The following is an 18,413-nucleotide window of genomic DNA, read 5'->3' on the forward strand; positions in this document are numbered from 1 at the left end:
CGTTCGATCTCTCGGTGTGGGAGTTCTGGTCGGCCGCGGTGTGTGGTGGTCGTCTGGTGATCGCTTCGCCGGATGGTCATCGGGATCCGGCGTACCTCAACGAGTTGATGGCTCGGGAGTGGGTCACCACGCTGCATGTGGTGCCGTCGATGCTGGACGCATTGTTGACCGCCGGTATGCCGAACTCGCTGTGGCGGGTGTTGGCGATCGGTGAGGCGTTGCCGGGTTCGGTGGCGCAGCGGTTCCTGCGGGAGAACCCGCGCACGGAGTTGTTCAACCTTTATGGTCCGACCGAGGCGGCGGTGTCGATCACCAGCCACCGGGTCACCCTGGCCGACGAGACGTCAGTGTCGATCGGTGCGCCCGAATGGAACAGCCAGGTCTACGTCCTCGACGCCCGGTTGCGGCCCGTGCCGGACGGCGTCTCCGGTGAGCTGTACCTTGCCGGTGCGCAGTTGGCGCGTGGCTACTTCGGTCGCGCCGACCTCACGGCAGACCGATTCGTGGCCAACCCCTTCCAGCCGGGTGCCCGGATGTACCGCACCGGTGACCTGGTCGCGTGGACCAGTTCGGGTGAGCTGGAGTACCGGGGTCGTACCGATTTCCAGGTGAAGATCCGTGGTTTCCGTATCGAGCTGGGTGAGATCGAGGCCGCGCTGCTGGCGTTGCCGGATGTCGCGCAGGCGGCGGTGATCGCGAAGTCGGATCCCAAGACCGGAGACCGACTGGTCGCCTACCTGGTGCCCATCGATACCGAAGCCGGTATCGATGTGGCACAGGTGAAGTCCGAGCTCACCGCCGGATTGCCGTCGTACATGGTGCCCGCGGCGTTCGTGGTCCTGGATGCCTTGCCGTTGAACGTCAACGGCAAGCTGGATCGGAAGGCGTTGCCCGAACCGGAGTTCGAGGTCCAGGCGTTCCGTGCGCCGTCGACGCCGATCGAGGAGATCGTGGCGACGGTGTTCGCCGAGGTGCTCGGGGTCGAGCGGGTCGGCGCGGACGACGACTTCTTCGCCCTCGGCGGTAATTCGCTGTTGGCGACGCAGGTCGCGGCGCGGATCGGCGCGGCGCTGGATGCTCGTGTGCCGGTGCGTGTGCTGTTCGAGGCATCCACCGTCGCCGGATTGGCCGTGAAGGTCGAGCAGCACGCGGGCGACGGCGGCCGTCGCGAGCTGGTGGCCGGGCCGCGTCCGGACCACATTCCGTTGTCGCTGGCGCAGCAGCGCATGTGGTTCCTCAACCAGTTCGACACCGGCTCGGCGGTGAACAACATTCCGGTGGCCGTGCGGCTCACCGGCGAGCTGGATGTCGAAGCGCTGCAAGCGGCGGTCGGGGACGTCATCGCCAGGCACGAGACCCTGCGCACCGTCTACCCCGAACAGGGCGGCGCGGCGCACCAGGTCATCGTGCCCGTCGAGCGGGCCCTGCCCGACCTGCGGCCGGAAGCGGTCGCGCCCGAGGACATCCGCCACCGGATCATCGAGGTGATCTCGGCCGGATTCGACGTGACCACCGAGGTTCCGCTGCGGGCCAAGCTGTTCCGGGTGACGGACGGGGCAGCGGACACGTCGTATGTGCTCGTGTTCGTCGCGCACCACATCAGCGCGGACGGTTGGTCGATGGGCCCGCTGACGCGTGACGTGATGCTGGCCTACGCGGCCCGTTCGGCGGGGGTGGAGCCGGGCTGGGCGCCGCTGCCGGTGCAGTACGCCGACTTCAGCCTGTGGCAGCGCGACGTGCTCGGCTCCGAGGACGACCCGGAGAGCCTGATCTCGCAGCAGGCCCAGTACTGGCGCACCGCGCTGGCCGGGCTGCCCGACGAGCTCAACCTGCCCGCCGACCGGGCGCGTCCGACGACGCAGTCGTTCGCCGGCGGGCGCGTGGTGTTCCCGATCTCCGGCGAGCTGCACGGCAGGCTCACCGAGATCGCCAGGGAGCAGAACGCGACGCTGTTCATGGTCGTGCACGCCGCGCTCGCGCTGTTCCTGGCGCGCATGTCCGGCACCGACGACATCGCCGTCGGCACGCCCATCGCGGGCCGCGGCGAAGCCGAACTCGACGACGTGATCGGCATGTTCGTCAACACCCTGGTGCTGCGCTCGCACGTGGACGGCGACCTGACCTTCGGCCAGTTCCTGGCCCGCACCAAAGACGCCGACCTGCAGGCGTTCGCGCACGCGGACCTGCCGTTCGAGCGGCTGGTGGAACTGCTCAACCCGGAGCGCTCCACCGCGCGGCACCCGCTGTTCCAGGTGGCGCTGTCGTTCGAGAACCTGCCCGAGAGCAGCTTCGAGCTGCCCGGACTGCACGTGGGCGCGGTCGATTTCGACGTCGACACCGCCAAGTTCGACCTGTCGCTGACCATCCGCGAGGCCGGGGACAACCCCGACGACGCGGGTATGTACGCGGAGTTCTCCTTCGCGCGCGACCTGTTCGACGACGAGACGGTGCGGGTGTTCGCCGAGCGCTTCACCAGGCTGCTCACCGCCATCACCACCGACCGCGAAACCCCCATCGGTGACCTGCCGCTGCTGGACGCGGCCGAGTACCACCTGCTCACGCACGTGGCGGGCGAGGACGTCATGGCCACCGGCCTGCTGCCGGACCTGCTGCAGCACGGCGCGCGGCTGGACCCGGAGCAGATCGCGGTGCGCTACCAGGGCCGCTCGATCACCTACCGCGAACTGGACGAGTACTCCTCGCGCCTGGCGCGGGTGCTCATCTCGCGCGGGGTGGGCCCGGAGCGCATCGTGGCGCTGTCGTTCCCGCGGTCCTACGAGATGGTCGCCGCGTTCTGGGCGGTGGCCAAGGCCGGCGGCGCGCACGTGCCGGTCGACCCGACCTACCCCGAAGACCGCATGCGGCACATGGTCAACGACTCCGGCGCGGTCATCGGCATCACCGCGAGCGAGTACGTCGACCGGCTGCCGCGCGACGTGGAGTGGCTGCGGATCGACGATCCGGAGCTGGGTGAACTGGTCGAAAGCCAGTCCGCCGAGCAGGTCACCGACGCCGACCGGATCTCGGCGCTGGCGATGCGCCACCCGGCGTACGTCATCTACACCTCCGGCTCGACCGGTATGCCCAAGGGCGTCACCGTGACCCACGCGGGCATGGGCGGCCTGGTCGGCGTCGCGGCGGATCTGTACCAGCTGGAATCGCACCACCGGTTCCTGCACATCTGCTCGCCCAGCTTCGACCCGTCGGTGCTGGAGTGGCTGTGCGCCGCCTACACCGGCGCGACGCTGGTGGTCGTGCCGTCGACCATCATCGGCGGCCCGGATCTGGCGGAGCTGCTGCGCACCGAGCGGGTGAGCCACACCATCATCACCCCCGCGGTGCTGGGCACGGTCGATCCGGAAGGGATGGAGGCGCTCGAGGTGGCGTCGGTCGGCGGTGACATCACCACGCCGGAGCTGCTGGCCAAGTGGTGGCCGGGCCGCAAGTACTTCAACGCCTACGGCCCGACCGAGACGACGATCATCTCCTCCTACGCCCAGCTCACCCCGGGCAGGCACATCACGATCGGCCGTCCGGTGCGCGGCATGTCCGCGCTGGTGCTGGACAACCGGCTCAACCCGGTGCCGCCGGGCGTCGCGGGCGAGCTGTACCTGGCCGGTGGCGCGCTGGCGCGCGGCTACCACAACCGCCCCGACCTCACCGCGGAACGGTTCATCGCCAACCCGTGGAGCGACGAGGGCGCGCGGATGTACCGCACGGGCGACGTGGTGCGCTGGTTCGCCGAACCCGGTGAGCGGGCGGGCAACGCGGCGCTGCCGTCGGTGCCGTGGCAGCTGGACTACGTGGGCCGCTCGGACTTCCAGGTGAAGATCCGCGGCTTCCGCATCGAGCTCGGCGAGATCGACACCGTGCTGGCGAGCCACTCCGACGTCGAGTACGCGATCACGATCGGCCGCAAGACCGAGGCGGGCGCGACGATCCTGGTGTCCTACGTGCTGGCCGCGCCGGGCCGGGAGATCGACACCGCGCGGCTGACCGAGTACGCCTCGCGCAGCCTGCCGCCGCACATGGTGCCGACGGCGATCGTGGTGATCGACGGGATCCCGCTGACCCCGGTCGGCAAGCTGGACCGCAAGGCGCTGCCCGAGCCCGAGCTGGCCCCGCGCGAGTTCCGCGCGCCGGCCAGCGAGGTCGAAGCCGTCATCGCCGAGGTGTTCGCCGAGGTGCTCGGCGTCGAGCAGATCGGTTTGGACGACTCGTTCTTCGCGCTCGGCGGCGACAGCATCCTGTCCATCCAGCTGGTCTCGCGGGCCAAGGCGCGCGGCGTGCTGTTCACTCCGCGTGACGTCTTCGAGCGGCGCAGCGTGGCCTCGCTGGCCGAGATCGCGGCGCTCGGCACCGGCGCCGAGCAGGCGCGGCTGGAGGAACTGCCGGGCGGCGGTGTCGGCGAGATCCCGCTGACCCCGATCATGCGGCAGATCCTCGCGAGCGGCTCGTCGTATCAGCGGTTCTCGCAGACCATGGCGCTGCGGCTGCCTGACGGCATCGACCGGGAGACCCTGGTCGCCACCATCGCGGCGGTGTTCGACCATCACGACGTGCTGCGGTCGCGGCTGCGCCGCACCGGCACGGATTGGACGTTCGAGGCGCTGCCGCACGGCGCGGTGGACGTCGACGCCCTGGTGCGGCGGGTCGACCTGGCCGCCGACACCGACGAGGCGGAGCTGGCCCGGGTCGCCACCGAAGCGCTCGACGGGGCGATGGGCGGGCTCGATCCGGCGAATGCCGCGATGGCGCAGTTCGTCTGGTTCGCGTTCGAAGGCGAGCGGCGGGATGTGCTTTTGATCGTCGCGCACCACTTCGTGGTCGACGGCGTGTCCTGGCGCATCCTGATCCCGGATCTGGCGGTCGCCTGGTCGCAGTTGGTCGCCGGTCAGCCGGTGGCGCTGCCCGCCAACGGCACCTCCATGCGGCGCTGGGCGCACAGCCTGGTCGAGGCGGCGAGCTCGCCGGACCGCGTCGCGGAACTGCCGTTCTGGCAGCAGGTTTCGGATACGCCGGACCCGCTGCTCGGCGAGCGCGCGTTCGATCCGGCGGTGGACACGTTCGCCACCGTGGAACGGGTCGAGGTCACCGTGCCCGCCGAGGTCACCGACGCGGTGCTCACCGCGATCCCGGGCCTGTACCGGGGCGGCGTGAACGACGGCCTGCTCTCGGCGCTGGCCATGGCGGTCGCCCGCTGGCGCGGCGACGGTTCGGACGCGGCACTGATCAAGCTGGAAGGCCACGGTCGTGAAGAGGACGTCGTGCCGGGCGCGGACCTCTCGCGCACGGTCGGCTGGTTCACCGCGGCTTACCCGGTCCGGTTGGATCTGGCCGGCGCCGACCTCACCGACGCGTTCGCCGGTGGCGCCGCGCTGGGTGAGATCGTCAAGTCGATCAAGGAGCAGTTGCTCGCGGTGCCGGACAAGGGCCTCGGCTACGGCCTGCTGCGGCAGCTGAATCCGGAGACGGGCCCGAGCCTGGGCTCGTCCGGTCAGATCAGCTTCAACTACCTGGGCCGGATGTCGGCCGGGGAGATCCCGGAACAGCTCGCCGAGATCGGCTGGGTGCCGGTGGCCGACCTGGGGCAGCTGGATGTCGACATGGACCTCGACATGCCCGCGAACGCGACGATCGACATCAACGCGATCGTCACCGACTCCGACGAGGGTCCGCGCCTCGGCGCGTCCTTCGCCTTCCCGACCGGCCTGCTGACCCGGGAACGGGTGCAGGAGTTCGCCGAGCTCTGGGTCGAGGCGCTCACCGCGCTGGCCACGCACGCGCGGCGGCCGGACGCGGGCGGTTTCACGCCGTCGGACATGCCGTTGGTCCGGGTGGGGCAGCAGGACATCGAGCAGTGGGAACAGGCATACCCGGCGCTGTCGGAGGTGTGGCCGCTGTCGCCGCTGCAGTCGGGTCTGCTGTTCCACGCGATGATGACCCAGTCCACCGTGGACGTGTACACCATGCAGGCCGTGGTGGACCTGGGCGGCACGCTGGACGTGGCGCGGCTGCGGGCGGCGGCCCAGGGCATCGTCGACCGGTACCCGAACCTGCGCACCGCGTTCGTCACCGACGCCGACGGGCAGGCCGTGCAGGTGGTGCTGGATCGGGTCGACGCGCCGTGGCGCGAGGTGGATCTCACCGAGCTGCCCGCCGACGAGCGGACCGCGGAACTGCGCAGGCAGGTCGCGGCCGATCAGGCGACGCACTTCGATATGGCCACCCCGCCGCTGATCCGGTTCACGCTGTTCCGCAGTGCCGAGGCGCAATGGCATCTGGCCATCACCACCCACCACATCCTGCTGGACGGCTGGTCGATGCCGCTGCTCATGCGGGACCTGCTGGTGCTGTACGCGGTGCGCGGCGATCAGACCGCGCTGCCGCGGGTGGCCTCCTACCGCAACTTCCTCGGCTGGCTGGCCGGGCGCGACCGGGACGCCTCGCTGCGCGCCTGGGCGGCGGCGCTGGAGGGCGTCAACGAACCCACCCAGCTCGCGCCACAGCCGCGCGCCGCGGAGAACTACGAGATCGGCAAGGTCGTCACCGAACTCGACGCCGACCGCACCCGCCGGATCGGCAAGCACGCCGCCGAACTCGGCGTCACGGTGAACACACTGGTGCAGGCCGCCTGGGGCATCCTGCTCGGGCGTCTGACCGGGCGCGGCGACGTGGTGTTCGGCGCGACGGTGTCCGGCCGCCCGGCCGAGCTGCCCGGCGTCGAGTCGATGGTGGGTCTGTTCATCAACACGCTGCCGGTGCGGCTGCGCATCGATGACCGCCAGACCATCGGCGAGCTGCTGGGCCGGTTGCAGGGCGATCAGGCCGGTCTGCTCGAGCACCACTACGTGGGGCTCACCGACATCCAGCGGGTGGCGGGTACCGGCTCGCTGTTCGACACGCTGCTGGTGTTCGAGTCCTATCCGATGGACAAGGAGGCGATCTCGGCCGCCAGCTCGATCGATGGCATGTCGGTGACCGGTGTCGGCGTCAACGACGCCACGCACTACCCGATGACGCTGCTGGTCATGTCGGAGGCCACCATCGAGCTGACCCTGAAGTACCTGGGCAGCCGGTTCACCGCCGAAGAGGTCGAGACCCTCGCCGAGCGGCTGGTGCGGGTGCTCGATGCGCTGCTCGGCGATCCGGACGGCCTGGTCGGCGACATCGACATCCTCGACGAAGGCGAACGGGCCCGGCTGCTGGCCGAATCCGGTGTCACGGCCGCGGCTTCCACGCCGGAGCCGGTGAGCCGGGTCGGGGCGCGCACGGTGGCCAAGGTGCTCGCCGAGGTCGTCGAAGAGGACCCGGAAGCGCCCGCGCTGCTGGCCGGTGCGGACGAGGTCGCCTTCCATCTGCTGGACCGGCGTTCCTCCCAGCTGGCCCGGGTGCTGATCGACCGCGGCGCCGGACCGGGCGACGTGGTCGCGGTGACGCTGCCGCGTTCGGTGGACGCGGTGGTCGCGGCCTGGGCGGTGCAGAAGGCCGGTGCGGCGTGCCTGTTCGCGGGCGACCTCACCGCCGAGCAGATGACCTCCGCCGGCGCCGCATACGGCATCAGCTCGCAACCGGTGGCCGGCAGCGAACTGCCCTGGGTGGCGCTCGACGACGCCCAGGTGCAGCAGGACATCGCCGCGGCCGCCGCGCATCCGGTCTCCTACGCCGATCGGGTCCGCCCGCTCGGTGAGGAACACCCGGCGTTCGTCGTCGTCATGGCGGACGGGATCGTCTCGATCACCCAGTCCGAGGCGCTCGACGAGGCCGAACGGGTGCGCGAGGAACACGAGATCGACTACGAGTCGGCCACGTACGCCACCGCGACCTCCGGCCGCCCCGCCGTCCTGGAGTTCCTGGTGTCCGCCACCTCCGGAGCCCTGTCCGTCCTCCCGACCGGCGACCTCGAAACCGACCTCACCGAGGGCGAGGTCACCCACTGGTTCGCGGCGCCGGGCGAAGCGACCGACGCGGCGGGCGAGGACATCACGATCGTCGGCTGATCGGAACAGACGAGCCCCCTCCCGGCACGGGAGGGGGCCTCTTCTGTAGCGGCGACGCACCGATACCGAGCGCCGCCACGGGTGATCCTCAGCCGGGTCCGTGGTCGGGTCCAGCCCCAACTGCAATGATGTCCGCTATGAGCGCTCCCGACGAGCAACAGGTGCTGCGTGTGACGGCCGAGCAGTTCGCCGAAGGGGTGACTGCCGAACTCGGTGACATCGAGATCGTCGACGGGCGCGTGGTGCGACTGATGGCCCAGAGCCCCGTGCACAGCCGTGTGGTCCGGCGGCTGGCCGGGATGCTGGAGTCGGCCCGGCGCGATGGAGGGCCGTGTATGGTCGTGGACTCCGATGTCGCCGCACGATTCGCCGACACGGAATCCACCGCGGCGGATCGACGGTTGAACGTCCGTTATCCCGATATCTGGATCCGGGACTGCGAACCCTACGACGTCAACACTGTGCGCGAGCACATTCTGCTGGTGGTCGAGGTCACTTCTGAATCGACCATCGATGCCGATATCACCGACAAGCGAATCCAGTACGCGGCCGCGGGTATTCCTCGATACCTGATCGTCCGGCTGGACCAGAAGGAAGAGCGCATCGAAGAGATCGAGGAATACCGTCTCGACTGGTCCGGTCGACGCTACCGTGCCCACACGGTTCATCGACGTGTCTTGCTGCTCGACGACCCGGTCGAGGCGACCATCCCATTCGACGTACTGGAACAGCCCTGACGATCCCACTCGCGGAATAGCTCGGAGCAGCCCGCCTCACCCGCTGAACCGGGCAACCGCCGTCCGGTGTGCGCTACCACGGTAGCGAGCGAGCTCGAGTTGTCCGCCGCGCGCGATTGTCTGGCTTGATATGTCATTTACGCCGTTCGCGGCCATCGATAGGGTCGGGGACGCGGCCTCGGTCGCGGTCTCTCTCCGTCCGCAATGGACTCGCTCGCAGCGCATTACGCGGGCGGTGCGCGAACTTCACAAGGAAGACATGTCGACGATCGCAACCTCGTCCGGCGGCAAGCCGGACGGCTCTTCTGCAAGTCCGCCGCGCGCGCGGCTGGTGCTGTTCCTGGTCAGCGGGGCCATCTTCATGATGATGCTCGACCTGACCGTGGTCTCCGCCGCGCTGGCCGACATCCGCCGAGACTTCGACACCTCCATCGACGGACTGCAGTGGGTCATCGACGCGTACGCCATTCCGATGGCGGGGCTGCTGCTGACCTTCGCCACGCTCGGCGACCGGTTCGGCCGGAAGCGGCTGTTCCTGGCGGGCATGACGGTGTTCACGGCGTCGTCGCTGGCGTTGGCGCTGGCCGGCACCATCCTGCAGCTGAACATCCTGCGGGCCGTGCAGAGCGTCGGCGCGGCGATGATCTTCGCGACGGCGTTGCCGCTGCTCGCGGTGGCCTACCCCGACCCGGCCAAGCGCGCGAAGGCCATCGGCGTCTACGGCGCCGTCATGGCGAGCGCGACCGTGGCGGGGCCGGTGCTCGGCGGCGCGCTGGTCACCCAGTTCGGCTGGCGCTCGATCTTCACCGTCAACGTCCCGATCGGCATCGTCCTCGGCGTGCTCGCCCTGCTCCGGATGCCCGAGTCGGCGCGGATGGCCGGGCGCAAGGCCGACTGGCCGGGTTCGCTGTTGCTCACCGGTGGCTTGGTGACGGGTGTCTTCGGGCTGACCCGCGGCAACGCGCTGGGCTGGACCTCGGGCACGGTGCTCGGGCTCGCCGCTGGGGCCGCGGTGCTGCTGACGGGGTTCGTGGCCTGGCAGTTCAAGGCCGAGCACCCGCTGCTCGACGTGTCGATGGTGCGCAAACGCGGCTTCACCGGCACGGCCGTCGTCTCGATCGGCCATATGGCGACGCTGATGGCCGCGAGCAACTACCTGGCGGTGTTCATGATCAACACGCTCGGCTACACGCCGCTGCAGATGGGACTGCGGTTGCTGCCGGTGAGCGGGGCCGCCCTGATCAGCGCGCCGCTGGCGATGGTGTTCGCGAAGCGGATTCCGTTCGCGGTCTCGCTGCCGGTCACGATGGCCTTCGTCGCGCTGGGCACCTGGCTGATCGGCGATTTCGATGCGGGCGATTCCTGGACGCATTTCCTGCCGGGACTGGTGATCGGCGGCCTCGGCCTCGGCGCGATCACGGCCGTCAACCAGGCGGCCTCGCTCACCTTCGCCTCCGACGAGAACGCGGGCATGGCCAGCGCGACCTTCGGCACCCTCCGGCAAGTCGGTCTCGCGGTCGGGGTGGCCGGGCTGGGCGCGATGTTCAACCACGCGGCCCGCGGTTCCGCGGCCGACGGGCTCGATGCGCTACCCGGCGCTGTCCCGCCGGGACCGCGTGAGCAGTTCCTGGAGGCGGCGGGCTCCGGCGCGGGGCGCTCGGTGGCCGACGGGCTGCCCGCGCAGTTCCAGCCGATCGCGTCGGACCTGTCGCACATCGCGGCCTCCGCCTCGATCGACGGGCTCAACTCCATGATCGGCCTGGCCGCTGTGATCGGCGCCGTCGCGGTCCTCGCCTCCGCGCTCGCCTTCGGCGTGGATCATCTGCGCGGCACGAGAACTCCGGCCGAGCCCGCGCGGCGCACGGAAGGGGCCTGACCCGTCAGCCTCGCACCGGCGTAAACGGGATTCGCGAATGGCACATGGTCGAGACAGAGTGCGAGAGAGCTCTCCACCATGTGCCACTCGCGGTTGTCCTGCTCAGCGCGGGACGGCGTGGTCTTCGGCGAATACTTTGCGGCAGGCCGGGGCACAGAAGGCGTAGTCGGTGCCGTCGTGGGTGAGAGTGAAGCGGGCGGTGGCGAGGTCGACGGTCATGCCGCAGACGGGGTCGACGGCATGACCTTCCGGGGCTTCGGGCCGGTCGCCGGAGGCGCGGAAGTCCTCCGTCATCAGTTTGGTGATCTCGGTGGTGGTGAGCGGGTGGCCGAAAGCGCCGAAGTTGTTCTCGCGCAGGCCGACGATCTGGACCACACAGTGCGGCGCGCGGGTCATGCGGGCGGGGTCCGCCTCGCATTCGGCGATGGCATGGGTGACGAGCGGGATGACGTGGCGGCCGAACTCGCTGTTGTTGGCCCAGGATCCGGGCACCGTGATGCGCGCCAGGTAGCGTGGCGCGTCGTCCAGGGCGGGGCCGCCGGTCGCCCACACCTCGGCGTCGCGCACCAGCACATGGGTCAGTTCACGGGCTTTGGCCAGCACCGCGTCCGGTGCGGCCGGTTCGGTGGTGAGGTCGCGCAAGACGCGTTCGGCGAGGGCGCGTTTGCGGTCGGCGGTCCAAGTGCGGTCGGAAACGAACAGTTCCACTGTCATCATGGGCGGGCTTCTTTCGCGGGGAGCAGCGTCGTCGCCACGACGAGGAGGAAGGCGACCAGCGCGCACGCGGTGCGCGCGAAGTGGAAGGCCTCCCAGCGGCCGAGGATGTCGGCGTAGTCGGCCGGGGGGCCACTGATGGCCCATACCTTGATCTTCTGATTGATCGGGACATTGCCGAGGCGGGTGATGAGGAAGGCCGCTACGGCGAGCGCGCTCGCTGTGGCAGCGAGCACGCGCAATCGGCCGGTGGAGCGGATGGCGAGCACGAGTGTGCTGAGAATGGTCAGGCCCATCAGGGATTGCATGACCACACCGTTCACGCTCATCAGCGCGGTGTGGAAGGTGAAGCGCACGTCCAGCGGGACTCTGCGGAAAGCGTAGACCACGTTGACCGCCCCATAGCCGAACGCTCCGGCGAGCAATCCAGCGGGAAGCAGCGCGAACGCCCGGGCGAGAAGCGGTCTTTCGGCAATCCTCATGCGTGCCGCTCCGCCGGAACGAGCGCGAGGAGTTCGTCGACCGACCACTGGTCGTACACATGCGTGCCGTATTTCGCGGCGAGCACGCGTCCGTCGGGGGAGATCAGGAAATCCGCGGGCAATCCGAGACTGCCGCCCTCGGGCGCGGTCGGCGGTGCAGCCTGTTTGCGGCGCAGCGCCGCGTAGGCATCGTGGGCCACGCCGCGCAGGATGGCGGGCCAGCCGCGCGGGTCGAGCAACGCGCGGGGCGAGGTCTCGACGCCGAATTCGCGGTAGAGCTTCCGCTCCGGATCGGCGATCACGTCCAGCGGCAGTTCGGCGGTGTACTTGCGCAATTCCGCCGCGCTGGAATGGAACACGACGACTTCGCGGATGCCCGCGGCGGTGATCTCCGCGTGACGCGTGACGATCGAGCGCAGGTGCAGGTTGCATACGGGGCATCCGGCGAACCGCCGGAATTGCAGGTGGATCAGACGATCCGGGTCCGGCACCGGGATCTGCGCACCGGAGACGGTGATCAGCATTCGGTCCGAGACAGCGCTCGGCAGCGACATCGGGGGCTCCTTTCGTAGGTGTACCTTGTACGCCTACGACCAGTATGCGCGTAACGCGTACGCTGTCAATCCGTGCCCCGCCCCCGTTCGCTGACCACCGCCGATCTCGCCGCGGCGGCCCTCGCCGTGCTCGATCGCGAAGGGTTGTCCGCTCTGACCATGCGCGCGGTGGCCAAGGAACTGGGCATGGCCACCATGGCCCTGTACCGCTACGTCCGCGACCGCGACGAATTGGAGGTCCTGGTGGCGGATCAGGTGTTCGCCGCGATCGACACGTCGCTGCCGGAGGGAAGCGACTGGCGGGAGCGGGCGACGGTCCTGATGGCGAACATCCGGGACGGATTCTCGGCCCACCCGGCCGCCGTGCCGATCGTGCTGCGGCGTCGGCAGTCGTCGGTCGAATCGCTGCGCGTGATGGAAGCGATGCTCGCGGTGCTCACCGAGGGAGGTTTCACCGGCAGTGCCCGCGTCATCGCCCAGCGCACGCTGGTCGCCTTCCTGATCGGCTACCTCCAGAACAAGCACTACGCGCCGCTGCGCGGGCAGGGGACGATCGTGCTGGCCGACCTGCCCGCGGAGCGGTACCCGCATCTGGCGCAGACCGCGGGTCAGGCCAAGACCATGTCGGCCGACGAGGAATTCCGCGGCGGCGTCGAGATCATGCTGCGCGGGCTCCGGCCCTAGCGGCGCGGTCGTCGGCCGAAAGCGCTGCCAGGTCGATGGTTTCGGCCATCGCCCGAGCCCCGGCGTCGTTGAGGTGCATGCCGTCGCCGCTGTCGAACTCGGGACGGATGAAGCCGGGACGCTGTGGGTCCTCCACCGCCCGCGCCACGTCGAACACCGAGTCGAAGACATCGGTGCCGCGTAGCCACTCGTTCACCCGCCGACGGGCGGGCTGCGCCACGTCGACGTGCAGACCTTCGTAGATGACGCCGGCGTAGGGGCCGATCGTGGCGGCGTGGACGGTGAGCCCCGCCGCGTGGGCCCGCCGCGCGAGGGCCGTGAAGCCCGCGATCAGTTCCTCGGCGGTCGCCGGCGGTTGCCCGAGCATGCCGCCCAGGCTCAGATCGTTGATGCCGAAATTGATCAGCACGCTGGTGACACCGGGAACGTCGAGCACGTCGCGGTCGAAGCGCGCCAGGCCGGACTCGCCCACCTGGTCGGTCAGCAGCCGGTTGCCGGCGATGCCCTGGTTGACCACCCAGCCGCGGTCCAGTCGCGCGTTGAGGACGTCCACCGACCGCCGGTTGGCGCCGAGCGTGGTGCCGACGCCTTCGAACCAGGAATCGCCGAATGCCACGGCCACCGGGGTTCCCGCGGGTGCGAGCACGTCGACGCCGGCCACGTAGAACCGGACGGGAACCTCCTCGACGGTGCCGAGCGCGGCCTCGGAGGCGACGTCGCCGTCCGCGATGTACGCGGTTTCGGCGGGCTGGTGCGAGAAGGTCGCCACCTCGGTGGGTCCGGGGAGGTAGAGGCTCAACGCCAGATCCGTTCCCGCGGAGACGGCCAGCTCCACCGGGTCGCTGAACACTTCGCCGCCTGCCGGGACAACGACCTGCTCGGCGCCGCCGAACCGGAGGGTGGTGTCGGTCTCGGCGACGATCTCGCTGCCGGTCTTGCGCAAGGCGACTCGTGCCGCGCCGACCGTCAACGGCGCCGTCCCATAGCGGTTGGTCAGCCCGATCCGCACGTGCGAACCGCCGCCCGCCAGGTGCAGGACCTGGCGCACTGTCTGGTCGCGGAAGGCGCGCGACTCGGCGAACTTGATCTGCTCGTCCGGGCGGATCACGGCGGTGCGGAATCCGGCGATCCAGGCGGTCGACGACATGAGAACCTCCATTAGTTGCTTCGAGGAATAATGCGTATGCATATTTCTACGCCAAAGTCTTCCTCGTGTCAACTATCCGCACGGCAACAATCCGGGTAGGTTCACCTCATGGACATGAACGAGCTGTTCGACGATCCGCGTCTGACGACGATGGGCCTGTTCTTCGAGGCGTACGCCGGCGTGGTCACCAAGCTGGAGCCGGTGTGGAAGGCGCACGGCCTGTCCGGGCTGGATGTGAACGCCCTGATGCGGCTGAGCCGTTCGGCGGGGCGGCGGCTGCGCATGTCGGAGCTGGCGGTGCAGACCGCGCTGTCCACCAGCGGCGTCACCCGGCTGGTCGATCGTCTGGCGCGCGGCGAGCTGGTGGTGCGCGAGCTGGATCCCGGGGACCGGCGTGGCGCCTACGCGGTGCTCACCGAAGCGGGTGCGGCGCGGCTCGCGCAGGTGCTGCCGGACTATCTCGCCGCCGTCGACCGCTGGCTCGTCGGGTTGCTCACGCCAGAGCAACTCGCGGCGTTGTCCGAGGCGTTGCGCATCGTCCGGGACGCCTCCAACCCGGAGGCGACGTTCCGGGTGGACTGAGTGTCAGTCCGGTTTCTCGGTGAGCAGTCGTTCCAGGCCGTCCAGGATCAGTTCCAGGCCGAACCCGAAATCGGCGATACCCGAGTGCTTTCCGTCGATCACCAGCTGAGCGAGCGCGTTCATGTGTGGATACTCCTCGGCGGGGATGAGCGTTAAGAACTGTTGTGCGGCGGAGGAGTATTCGGCCGGTTGTAGCGGAAAGTTCAGCTCCTGCAAGGTGAAGCCGTAGAGGTGACTGTCCAGCGCGTTCCAGGCACGGTCTGCTTCGGGCAACGAGAAACCGGCCTCGCGCAGGCAGCCGACGGTGGCGTCGATGTAGCGCAGCATGGCCGGGCCGACGTTGATCCTGGTGCCGATCAGCCCGGTTGCCCACGGATGACGCAGCAGCACCTCGTGGGCCGATATCGACCTGGCGCGCAAGGCGGCCTTCCAGTCGCCGCCGACGGCGGGCGGGGCCATCTCCGCGATCACCAGATCGGCGATGCCGTCGAGCAGGTCGTCCTTGTTGCGCACGTGGTTGTACAGCGACATCGCCTCGACGCCGAGCGTCTGCGCCAGCCGTCGCATGGACAGCGCTGCCAGTCCGTGCTCGTCGGCGAGCCGGACGGCGGCGCGCAGCACCGCGTCCCTGGTGAGCGGCGCGCGAGCCTCGGGCATGGATTCCTCTCTTGACGCACTTACGGTGTAAGCGTACCGTCGGCGCTCTCGCACTTACGCTGTAAGTGCCCTGCGCAGACGAGGAACGTCATGTCCGAGGCAGACCGCCCGCAATCCACCCCCGAGTGCGCGACGATGACCGCGATCGTCGCCCCGCGCTACGGCTCCAGCGAAGTTCTGCGAACGCAGCAGGTGCCGCGACCCGCCGTGGGCGCGGGTGAGGTGCTCGTTCGGGTGCGCGCGGCGGCGGTGTGCAGCGGCGACGTGCACCTGCTCACCGGCAAGCCGTACGCCATCCGGCTCGGTTTCGGGCTGCGCAGGCCGAAAGACCCCGTCATCGGCCATGATTTCGCAGGTGACGTGGTGGAGGCCGGGCCGGAAGCAGGCGAATTCACCGCCGGCGACGCGGTGTTCGGTGCGGTGGACGCGGGCGCGTTCGCCGAATACGTGCGCGTCCCGATCGAGCGACTCGCCCGGGTGCCCGCCGGGCTGACCATGGCGGAGGCCGCCGCCCTGCCGGACGCGGGAATGACCGCGCTGCAGGGCTTGCGGGACGTCGGCGGGTTGCGCGCCGGGCAGGCGGTATTGATCAACGGCGCCTCCGGCGGCGTCGGAACGACCGCGGTCCAAGTCGCCAAGGCGCTCGGCGCCGAGGTGACGGCGGTCTGCAGCACGCGCCACGTCGAGGTGGTGCGCTCGCTGGGCGCAGATCGGGTGATCGACTACACCACCGCGGATTTCACGCGCGAGCCGGGCCGCTACGACGTGCTACTCGATCTGGTGGGCAACCGAGCGCTGACCGCCTGCCGCCGGGTGCTCGCGCCGGAAGGCGTCTTCGTCTCCTCGGCGGGGGTGCCCGGCGGAGACTGGGTCGGACCACTGGTGTGGGTCGCCAAGGTGATGTTGACCGGCCTGGTGGTGAGCCAGACCATGCGGCCTCTGCTCATGCGGCCGCGCCGGGCGGACCTCGAGTTCCTGGCCGGGCTGGCCGCCGAGGGAAAGCTGCGCCCGGTGATCGAACGCCGCCATCCCCTGGTCGCGGCCTCCGCGGCGGTGGGCCACGTCGCCGACGGACACGCCCAGGGAAAGACGGTGATCGTTGTCCACGATCATCCTGCCCGGACCGCGCCTGCTCGCTCGGCGAGGTAATCAGCCCAGGTCAGCTTGCCGACGTCGGCTCCGTCGGTGATCAGGTTCTCGCCCGCGCGGTACACCCGGCCGGCCTTGCCCGGCAATGGCATGGTCAGCAGCGCGCGCTTCTTGCCCAGCGTGGCCAGGTAGTCGCGGACCAGCTCACGCATGCCGATGATCTCGGGTCCGACCAGATCCGCCACCCGCCCGGCGGGCGCGCCCACCGTCAGCTCGGCCAGCCGCGCCGCCACCTCGCGCACATGCACCGGCTGCAGGCGCACCCCGCCCAGAATCGGCAGCACCGGCGATTTCAGCATCGTGTCCACCAGCTTCGGCACGAAGTCGTGGAACTGCGCCGCGCGCAGCGTGGTGTAGGGAATGCCCGACGCGGCCACGGCCTGCTCGGCGGCGAACTTCGCGCGGAAGTAGGTCAGCGGAAGCAACTCCGCGGCGGTCACCGAGATGTAGACGATGTGCCCGACACCGGCGGCCGACGCCGCCCGCAGCAGATTCGCGGTGGCCACGTCGTCGCCTTTCGCGTCGCCCGCCAGATGCAAGATGGTGCCCGCGCCGGCCACCGCCGCATCGATGCCCTTGTCCTGCAGCAGGTCTCCCGCGACGAATTCGACGCCGTCGTGCGCGGGGCGTTCGGTGCGGCTCAGCACGCGCACGTCGGCGCCCGCTTCGCGCAGCAGGGGCAGCACCTCGCGGCCCAGGGTGCCGGTGCCGCCGGTGACCAGAACCTTCGCGGTCATGACTGTCTCCGATCTCGTCGGTGCCGATGGGGCGTTCCCATCGCTTTCATCGAGACGACGACGTGCGGGCACGGACTGTGACACTCGTGGCGTGGGTCAGTCCTGCCCGCGGTAGCGGCGGACCTTGCTGAGGTTGCCGCAGCGGTCCATCGAGCACCAGCGGCGGCGGCCGGGACGCGACGCGTCGACGAACAGCAGGCCGCAGTCGTCGGCGGCGCAGACGCGGATGCGGCCGGACAGCGGGCCGGAGAACAGGTCGACGGCGTCCCGGGCGAGCGTGGACAACGCCGCGGCCGCCGTCGGTCGCGCATAGCCCGCGCTGCGGTCGGTCCGCAGTTCCGGGATCAGCGGGGGCTGCGCGGCTACGGCGTTGATCGCCGCGACGTCCGCCGGGCGCAACGCTGTTCCGGCGGCCAGGCCGTACGCCGCGCTGGTGATCGCGGCCCGCAGGGTCCGCATCGTCGCCAGATCCGATTCGGCGGCGGCCGGCTCGTCCAGTTCGAGGATCACCGCCAGGTAGTGGCGCAGGTCCGCGACGGTGTGCACGATTTCCCACGCCGCGAGCTCGCCCTCGCCTCCGGTGTGCACGAGGTCGAGGGCGGCGCGTCCGGTGCGGAAGCGGCGGCGCAGGTCGGGTGGCAGGCTGGCGCGGGATTGCATGACACTAGTTTAACTGGTTACAGTGCTGGCATGACGATCACGCACATCAATCCCGAAACCCTGCACAGCAGCCCGGCTTTCACCCAGGTCGTCCGGGTGTCGGCCGCGGCGGACACGATCTACGTGGGCGGACAGAACGGCGTCGACGCCACCGGTCGCGTGGTCGGTCCCGGCGTGGCCGAACAGACCCGCCGAGCCCTGGCCAATCTGCAGACCTGCCTGGCCGCCGCGGGCGCGTCGATCGAGCACGTGGTGAAGTGGACCATCCTGGTCCGCGAAGGCGAATCGATGCAGGAGGGATTCGCCGCGTTCAGCGAGGTGTGGGGCGGCCGCCCGAACCCGCCGGCGATCACCGTCGTGCAGGTCGCGGGGTTCGCGGTGCCGGGCGCCGTGTGCGAGATCGAAGCCGTCGCCGCTGTTCCGGCCTGAACCAG

At 69.9% G+C, this 18,413-nt stretch carries 14 protein-coding genes; 7 read left to right on the forward strand and 7 right to left on the reverse strand.

Annotation, left to right across the window (positions count from 1 at the left end; translation table 11 throughout):
* The 3 genes from GVY64_RS17735 to GVY64_RS17745 form a co-directional block, all read left to right on the forward strand.
* On the forward strand, window positions 1–8,000 hold an 8,000-nt coding region (locus GVY64_RS17735), incomplete at its 5' end, for a non-ribosomal peptide synthetase (RefSeq protein WP_159842777.1).
* Window positions 8,001–8,137: 137 nt separating this feature from the next.
* Complete coding sequence (locus GVY64_RS17740; RefSeq protein ID WP_159842779.1) at window positions 8,138–8,737, forward strand: Uma2 family endonuclease; 600 nt, start codon at window positions 8,138–8,140, stop codon at window positions 8,735–8,737.
* 259 nt (window positions 8,738–8,996) lie between these two features.
* Window positions 8,997–10,613: an MFS transporter gene (locus tag GVY64_RS17745; protein ID WP_159842781.1), complete on the forward strand. Its 1,617-nt coding sequence runs from the start codon at window positions 8,997–8,999 to the stop codon at window positions 10,611–10,613.
* 102 nt (window positions 10,614–10,715) lie between these two features.
* Here GVY64_RS17745 and GVY64_RS17750 read toward each other — a convergent pair whose 3' ends face one another.
* Genes GVY64_RS17750 through GVY64_RS17760 form a run of 3 tightly spaced genes read right to left on the reverse strand, consistent with a single transcriptional unit; the run spans window position 10,716 to window position 12,363 of the window.
* Window positions 10,716–11,330, reverse strand: a complete 615-nt coding sequence (locus GVY64_RS17750) for a YHS domain-containing protein (protein WP_159842783.1) — start codon at window positions 11,328–11,330, stop codon at window positions 10,716–10,718.
* The gene (locus GVY64_RS17755; protein ID WP_159842785.1) at window positions 11,327–11,809 is read right to left on the reverse strand and encodes a DUF1772 domain-containing protein; all 483 of its coding nucleotides are present in this window, start codon (window positions 11,807–11,809) and stop codon (window positions 11,327–11,329) included. The genes GVY64_RS17750 and GVY64_RS17755 overlap by 4 nt, the downstream gene beginning before the upstream one ends.
* Window positions 11,806–12,363, reverse strand: a complete 558-nt coding sequence (locus GVY64_RS17760) for a peroxiredoxin-like family protein (protein ID WP_159842787.1) — start codon at window positions 12,361–12,363, stop codon at window positions 11,806–11,808. The genes GVY64_RS17755 and GVY64_RS17760 overlap by 4 nt, the downstream gene beginning before the upstream one ends.
* 72 nt (window positions 12,364–12,435) lie before the next feature.
* Between GVY64_RS17760 and GVY64_RS17765 the strand changes: the two genes are divergently transcribed.
* Complete coding sequence (locus GVY64_RS17765; protein ID WP_159842789.1) at window positions 12,436–13,047, forward strand: TetR/AcrR family transcriptional regulator C-terminal domain-containing protein; 612 nt, start codon at window positions 12,436–12,438, stop codon at window positions 13,045–13,047.
* Here GVY64_RS17765 and GVY64_RS17770 read toward each other — a convergent pair.
* On the reverse strand, window positions 13,022–14,194 hold the full coding sequence (locus tag GVY64_RS17770) for a GDSL-type esterase/lipase family protein (protein ID WP_236566935.1): 1,173 nt from the start codon (window positions 14,192–14,194) through the stop codon (window positions 13,022–13,024). The genes GVY64_RS17765 and GVY64_RS17770 overlap by 26 nt on opposite strands.
* A 108-nt stretch (window positions 14,195–14,302) precedes the next feature.
* Here GVY64_RS17770 and GVY64_RS17775 point away from each other — a divergent pair, with 108 nt between their 5' ends.
* Window positions 14,303–14,776, forward strand: a complete 474-nt coding sequence (locus GVY64_RS17775) for a MarR family winged helix-turn-helix transcriptional regulator (RefSeq protein WP_159842791.1) — start codon at window positions 14,303–14,305, stop codon at window positions 14,774–14,776.
* A gap of 3 nt (window positions 14,777–14,779) precedes the next feature.
* Here the strand turns inward: GVY64_RS17775 and GVY64_RS17780 are convergent, their stop codons facing one another.
* Window positions 14,780–15,433 carry a TetR/AcrR family transcriptional regulator C-terminal domain-containing protein gene (locus GVY64_RS17780; RefSeq protein ID WP_159842793.1) on the reverse strand — a complete coding sequence of 218 codons (654 nt, stop codon included), beginning with the start codon at window positions 15,431–15,433 and terminating at the stop codon, window positions 14,780–14,782.
* A 90-nt stretch (window positions 15,434–15,523) separates the two neighbouring features.
* Between GVY64_RS17780 and GVY64_RS17785 the strand changes: the two genes are divergently transcribed.
* A complete protein-coding gene (locus tag GVY64_RS17785; protein ID WP_236566936.1) occupies window positions 15,524–16,582 on the forward strand; it encodes an NAD(P)-dependent alcohol dehydrogenase in 1,059 nt (352 codons plus the stop codon).
* On the opposite strand, the gene GVY64_RS17790 is transcribed toward GVY64_RS17785, so the two are convergent.
* Window positions 16,543–17,319 (reverse strand): SDR family oxidoreductase, encoded by a 777-nt coding sequence (locus tag GVY64_RS17790; protein WP_159842795.1) that lies wholly within the window; start codon window positions 17,317–17,319, stop codon window positions 16,543–16,545. The two genes, GVY64_RS17785 and GVY64_RS17790, sit on opposite strands and share 40 nt — an antisense overlap.
* Before the next feature lie 96 nt (window positions 17,320–17,415).
* The gene (locus tag GVY64_RS17795) at window positions 17,416–17,979 is read right to left on the reverse strand and encodes a CGNR zinc finger domain-containing protein (RefSeq protein WP_159842797.1); all 564 of its coding nucleotides are present in this window, start codon (window positions 17,977–17,979) and stop codon (window positions 17,416–17,418) included.
* 30 nt (window positions 17,980–18,009) lie between these two features.
* Between GVY64_RS17795 and GVY64_RS17800 the strand changes: the two genes are divergently transcribed.
* Complete coding sequence (locus tag GVY64_RS17800) at window positions 18,010–18,408, forward strand: RidA family protein (RefSeq protein WP_159842799.1); 399 nt, start codon at window positions 18,010–18,012, stop codon at window positions 18,406–18,408.
* Window positions 18,409–18,413: the final 5 nt, after the last annotated feature.

The sequence above is a fragment of the Nocardia sp. CY41 genome (assembly GCF_009829325.1).
GTDB lineage: Bacteria > Actinomycetota > Actinomycetes > Mycobacteriales > Mycobacteriaceae > Nocardia.

Bases quoted from the DNA above. Each gene is read 5' to 3' on its own strand.
- GVY64_RS17740 (WP_159842779.1), top strand. From the start codon at position 8,138: ATGAGCGCTCCCGACGAGCAACAGGTGCTGCGTGTGACGGCCGAGCAG.
- GVY64_RS17745 (WP_159842781.1), top strand. From the start codon at position 8,997: ATGTCGACGATCGCAACCTCGTCCGGCGGCAAGCCGGACGGCTCTTCT.
- GVY64_RS17750 (WP_159842783.1), bottom strand. From the start codon at position 11,330: ATGATGACAGTGGAACTGTTCGTTTCCGACCGCACTTGGACCGCCGAC.
- GVY64_RS17755 (WP_159842785.1), bottom strand. From the start codon at position 11,809: ATGAGGATTGCCGAAAGACCGCTTCTCGCCCGGGCGTTCGCGCTGCTT.
- GVY64_RS17760 (WP_159842787.1), bottom strand. From the start codon at position 12,363: ATGTCGCTGCCGAGCGCTGTCTCGGACCGAATGCTGATCACCGTCTCC.
- GVY64_RS17770 (WP_236566935.1), bottom strand. From the start codon at position 14,194: ATGTCGTCGACCGCCTGGATCGCCGGATTCCGCACCGCCGTGATCCGC.
- GVY64_RS17775 (WP_159842791.1), top strand. From the start codon at position 14,303: ATGGACATGAACGAGCTGTTCGACGATCCGCGTCTGACGACGATGGGC.
- GVY64_RS17780 (WP_159842793.1), bottom strand. From the start codon at position 15,433: ATGCCCGAGGCTCGCGCGCCGCTCACCAGGGACGCGGTGCTGCGCGCC.
- GVY64_RS17785 (WP_236566936.1), top strand. From the start codon at position 15,524: ATGTCCGAGGCAGACCGCCCGCAATCCACCCCCGAGTGCGCGACGATG.
- GVY64_RS17790 (WP_159842795.1), bottom strand. From the start codon at position 17,319: ATGACCGCGAAGGTTCTGGTCACCGGCGGCACCGGCACCCTGGGCCGC.
- GVY64_RS17795 (WP_159842797.1), bottom strand. From the start codon at position 17,979: ATGCAATCCCGCGCCAGCCTGCCACCCGACCTGCGCCGCCGCTTCCGC.
- GVY64_RS17800 (WP_159842799.1), top strand. From the start codon at position 18,010: ATGACGATCACGCACATCAATCCCGAAACCCTGCACAGCAGCCCGGCT.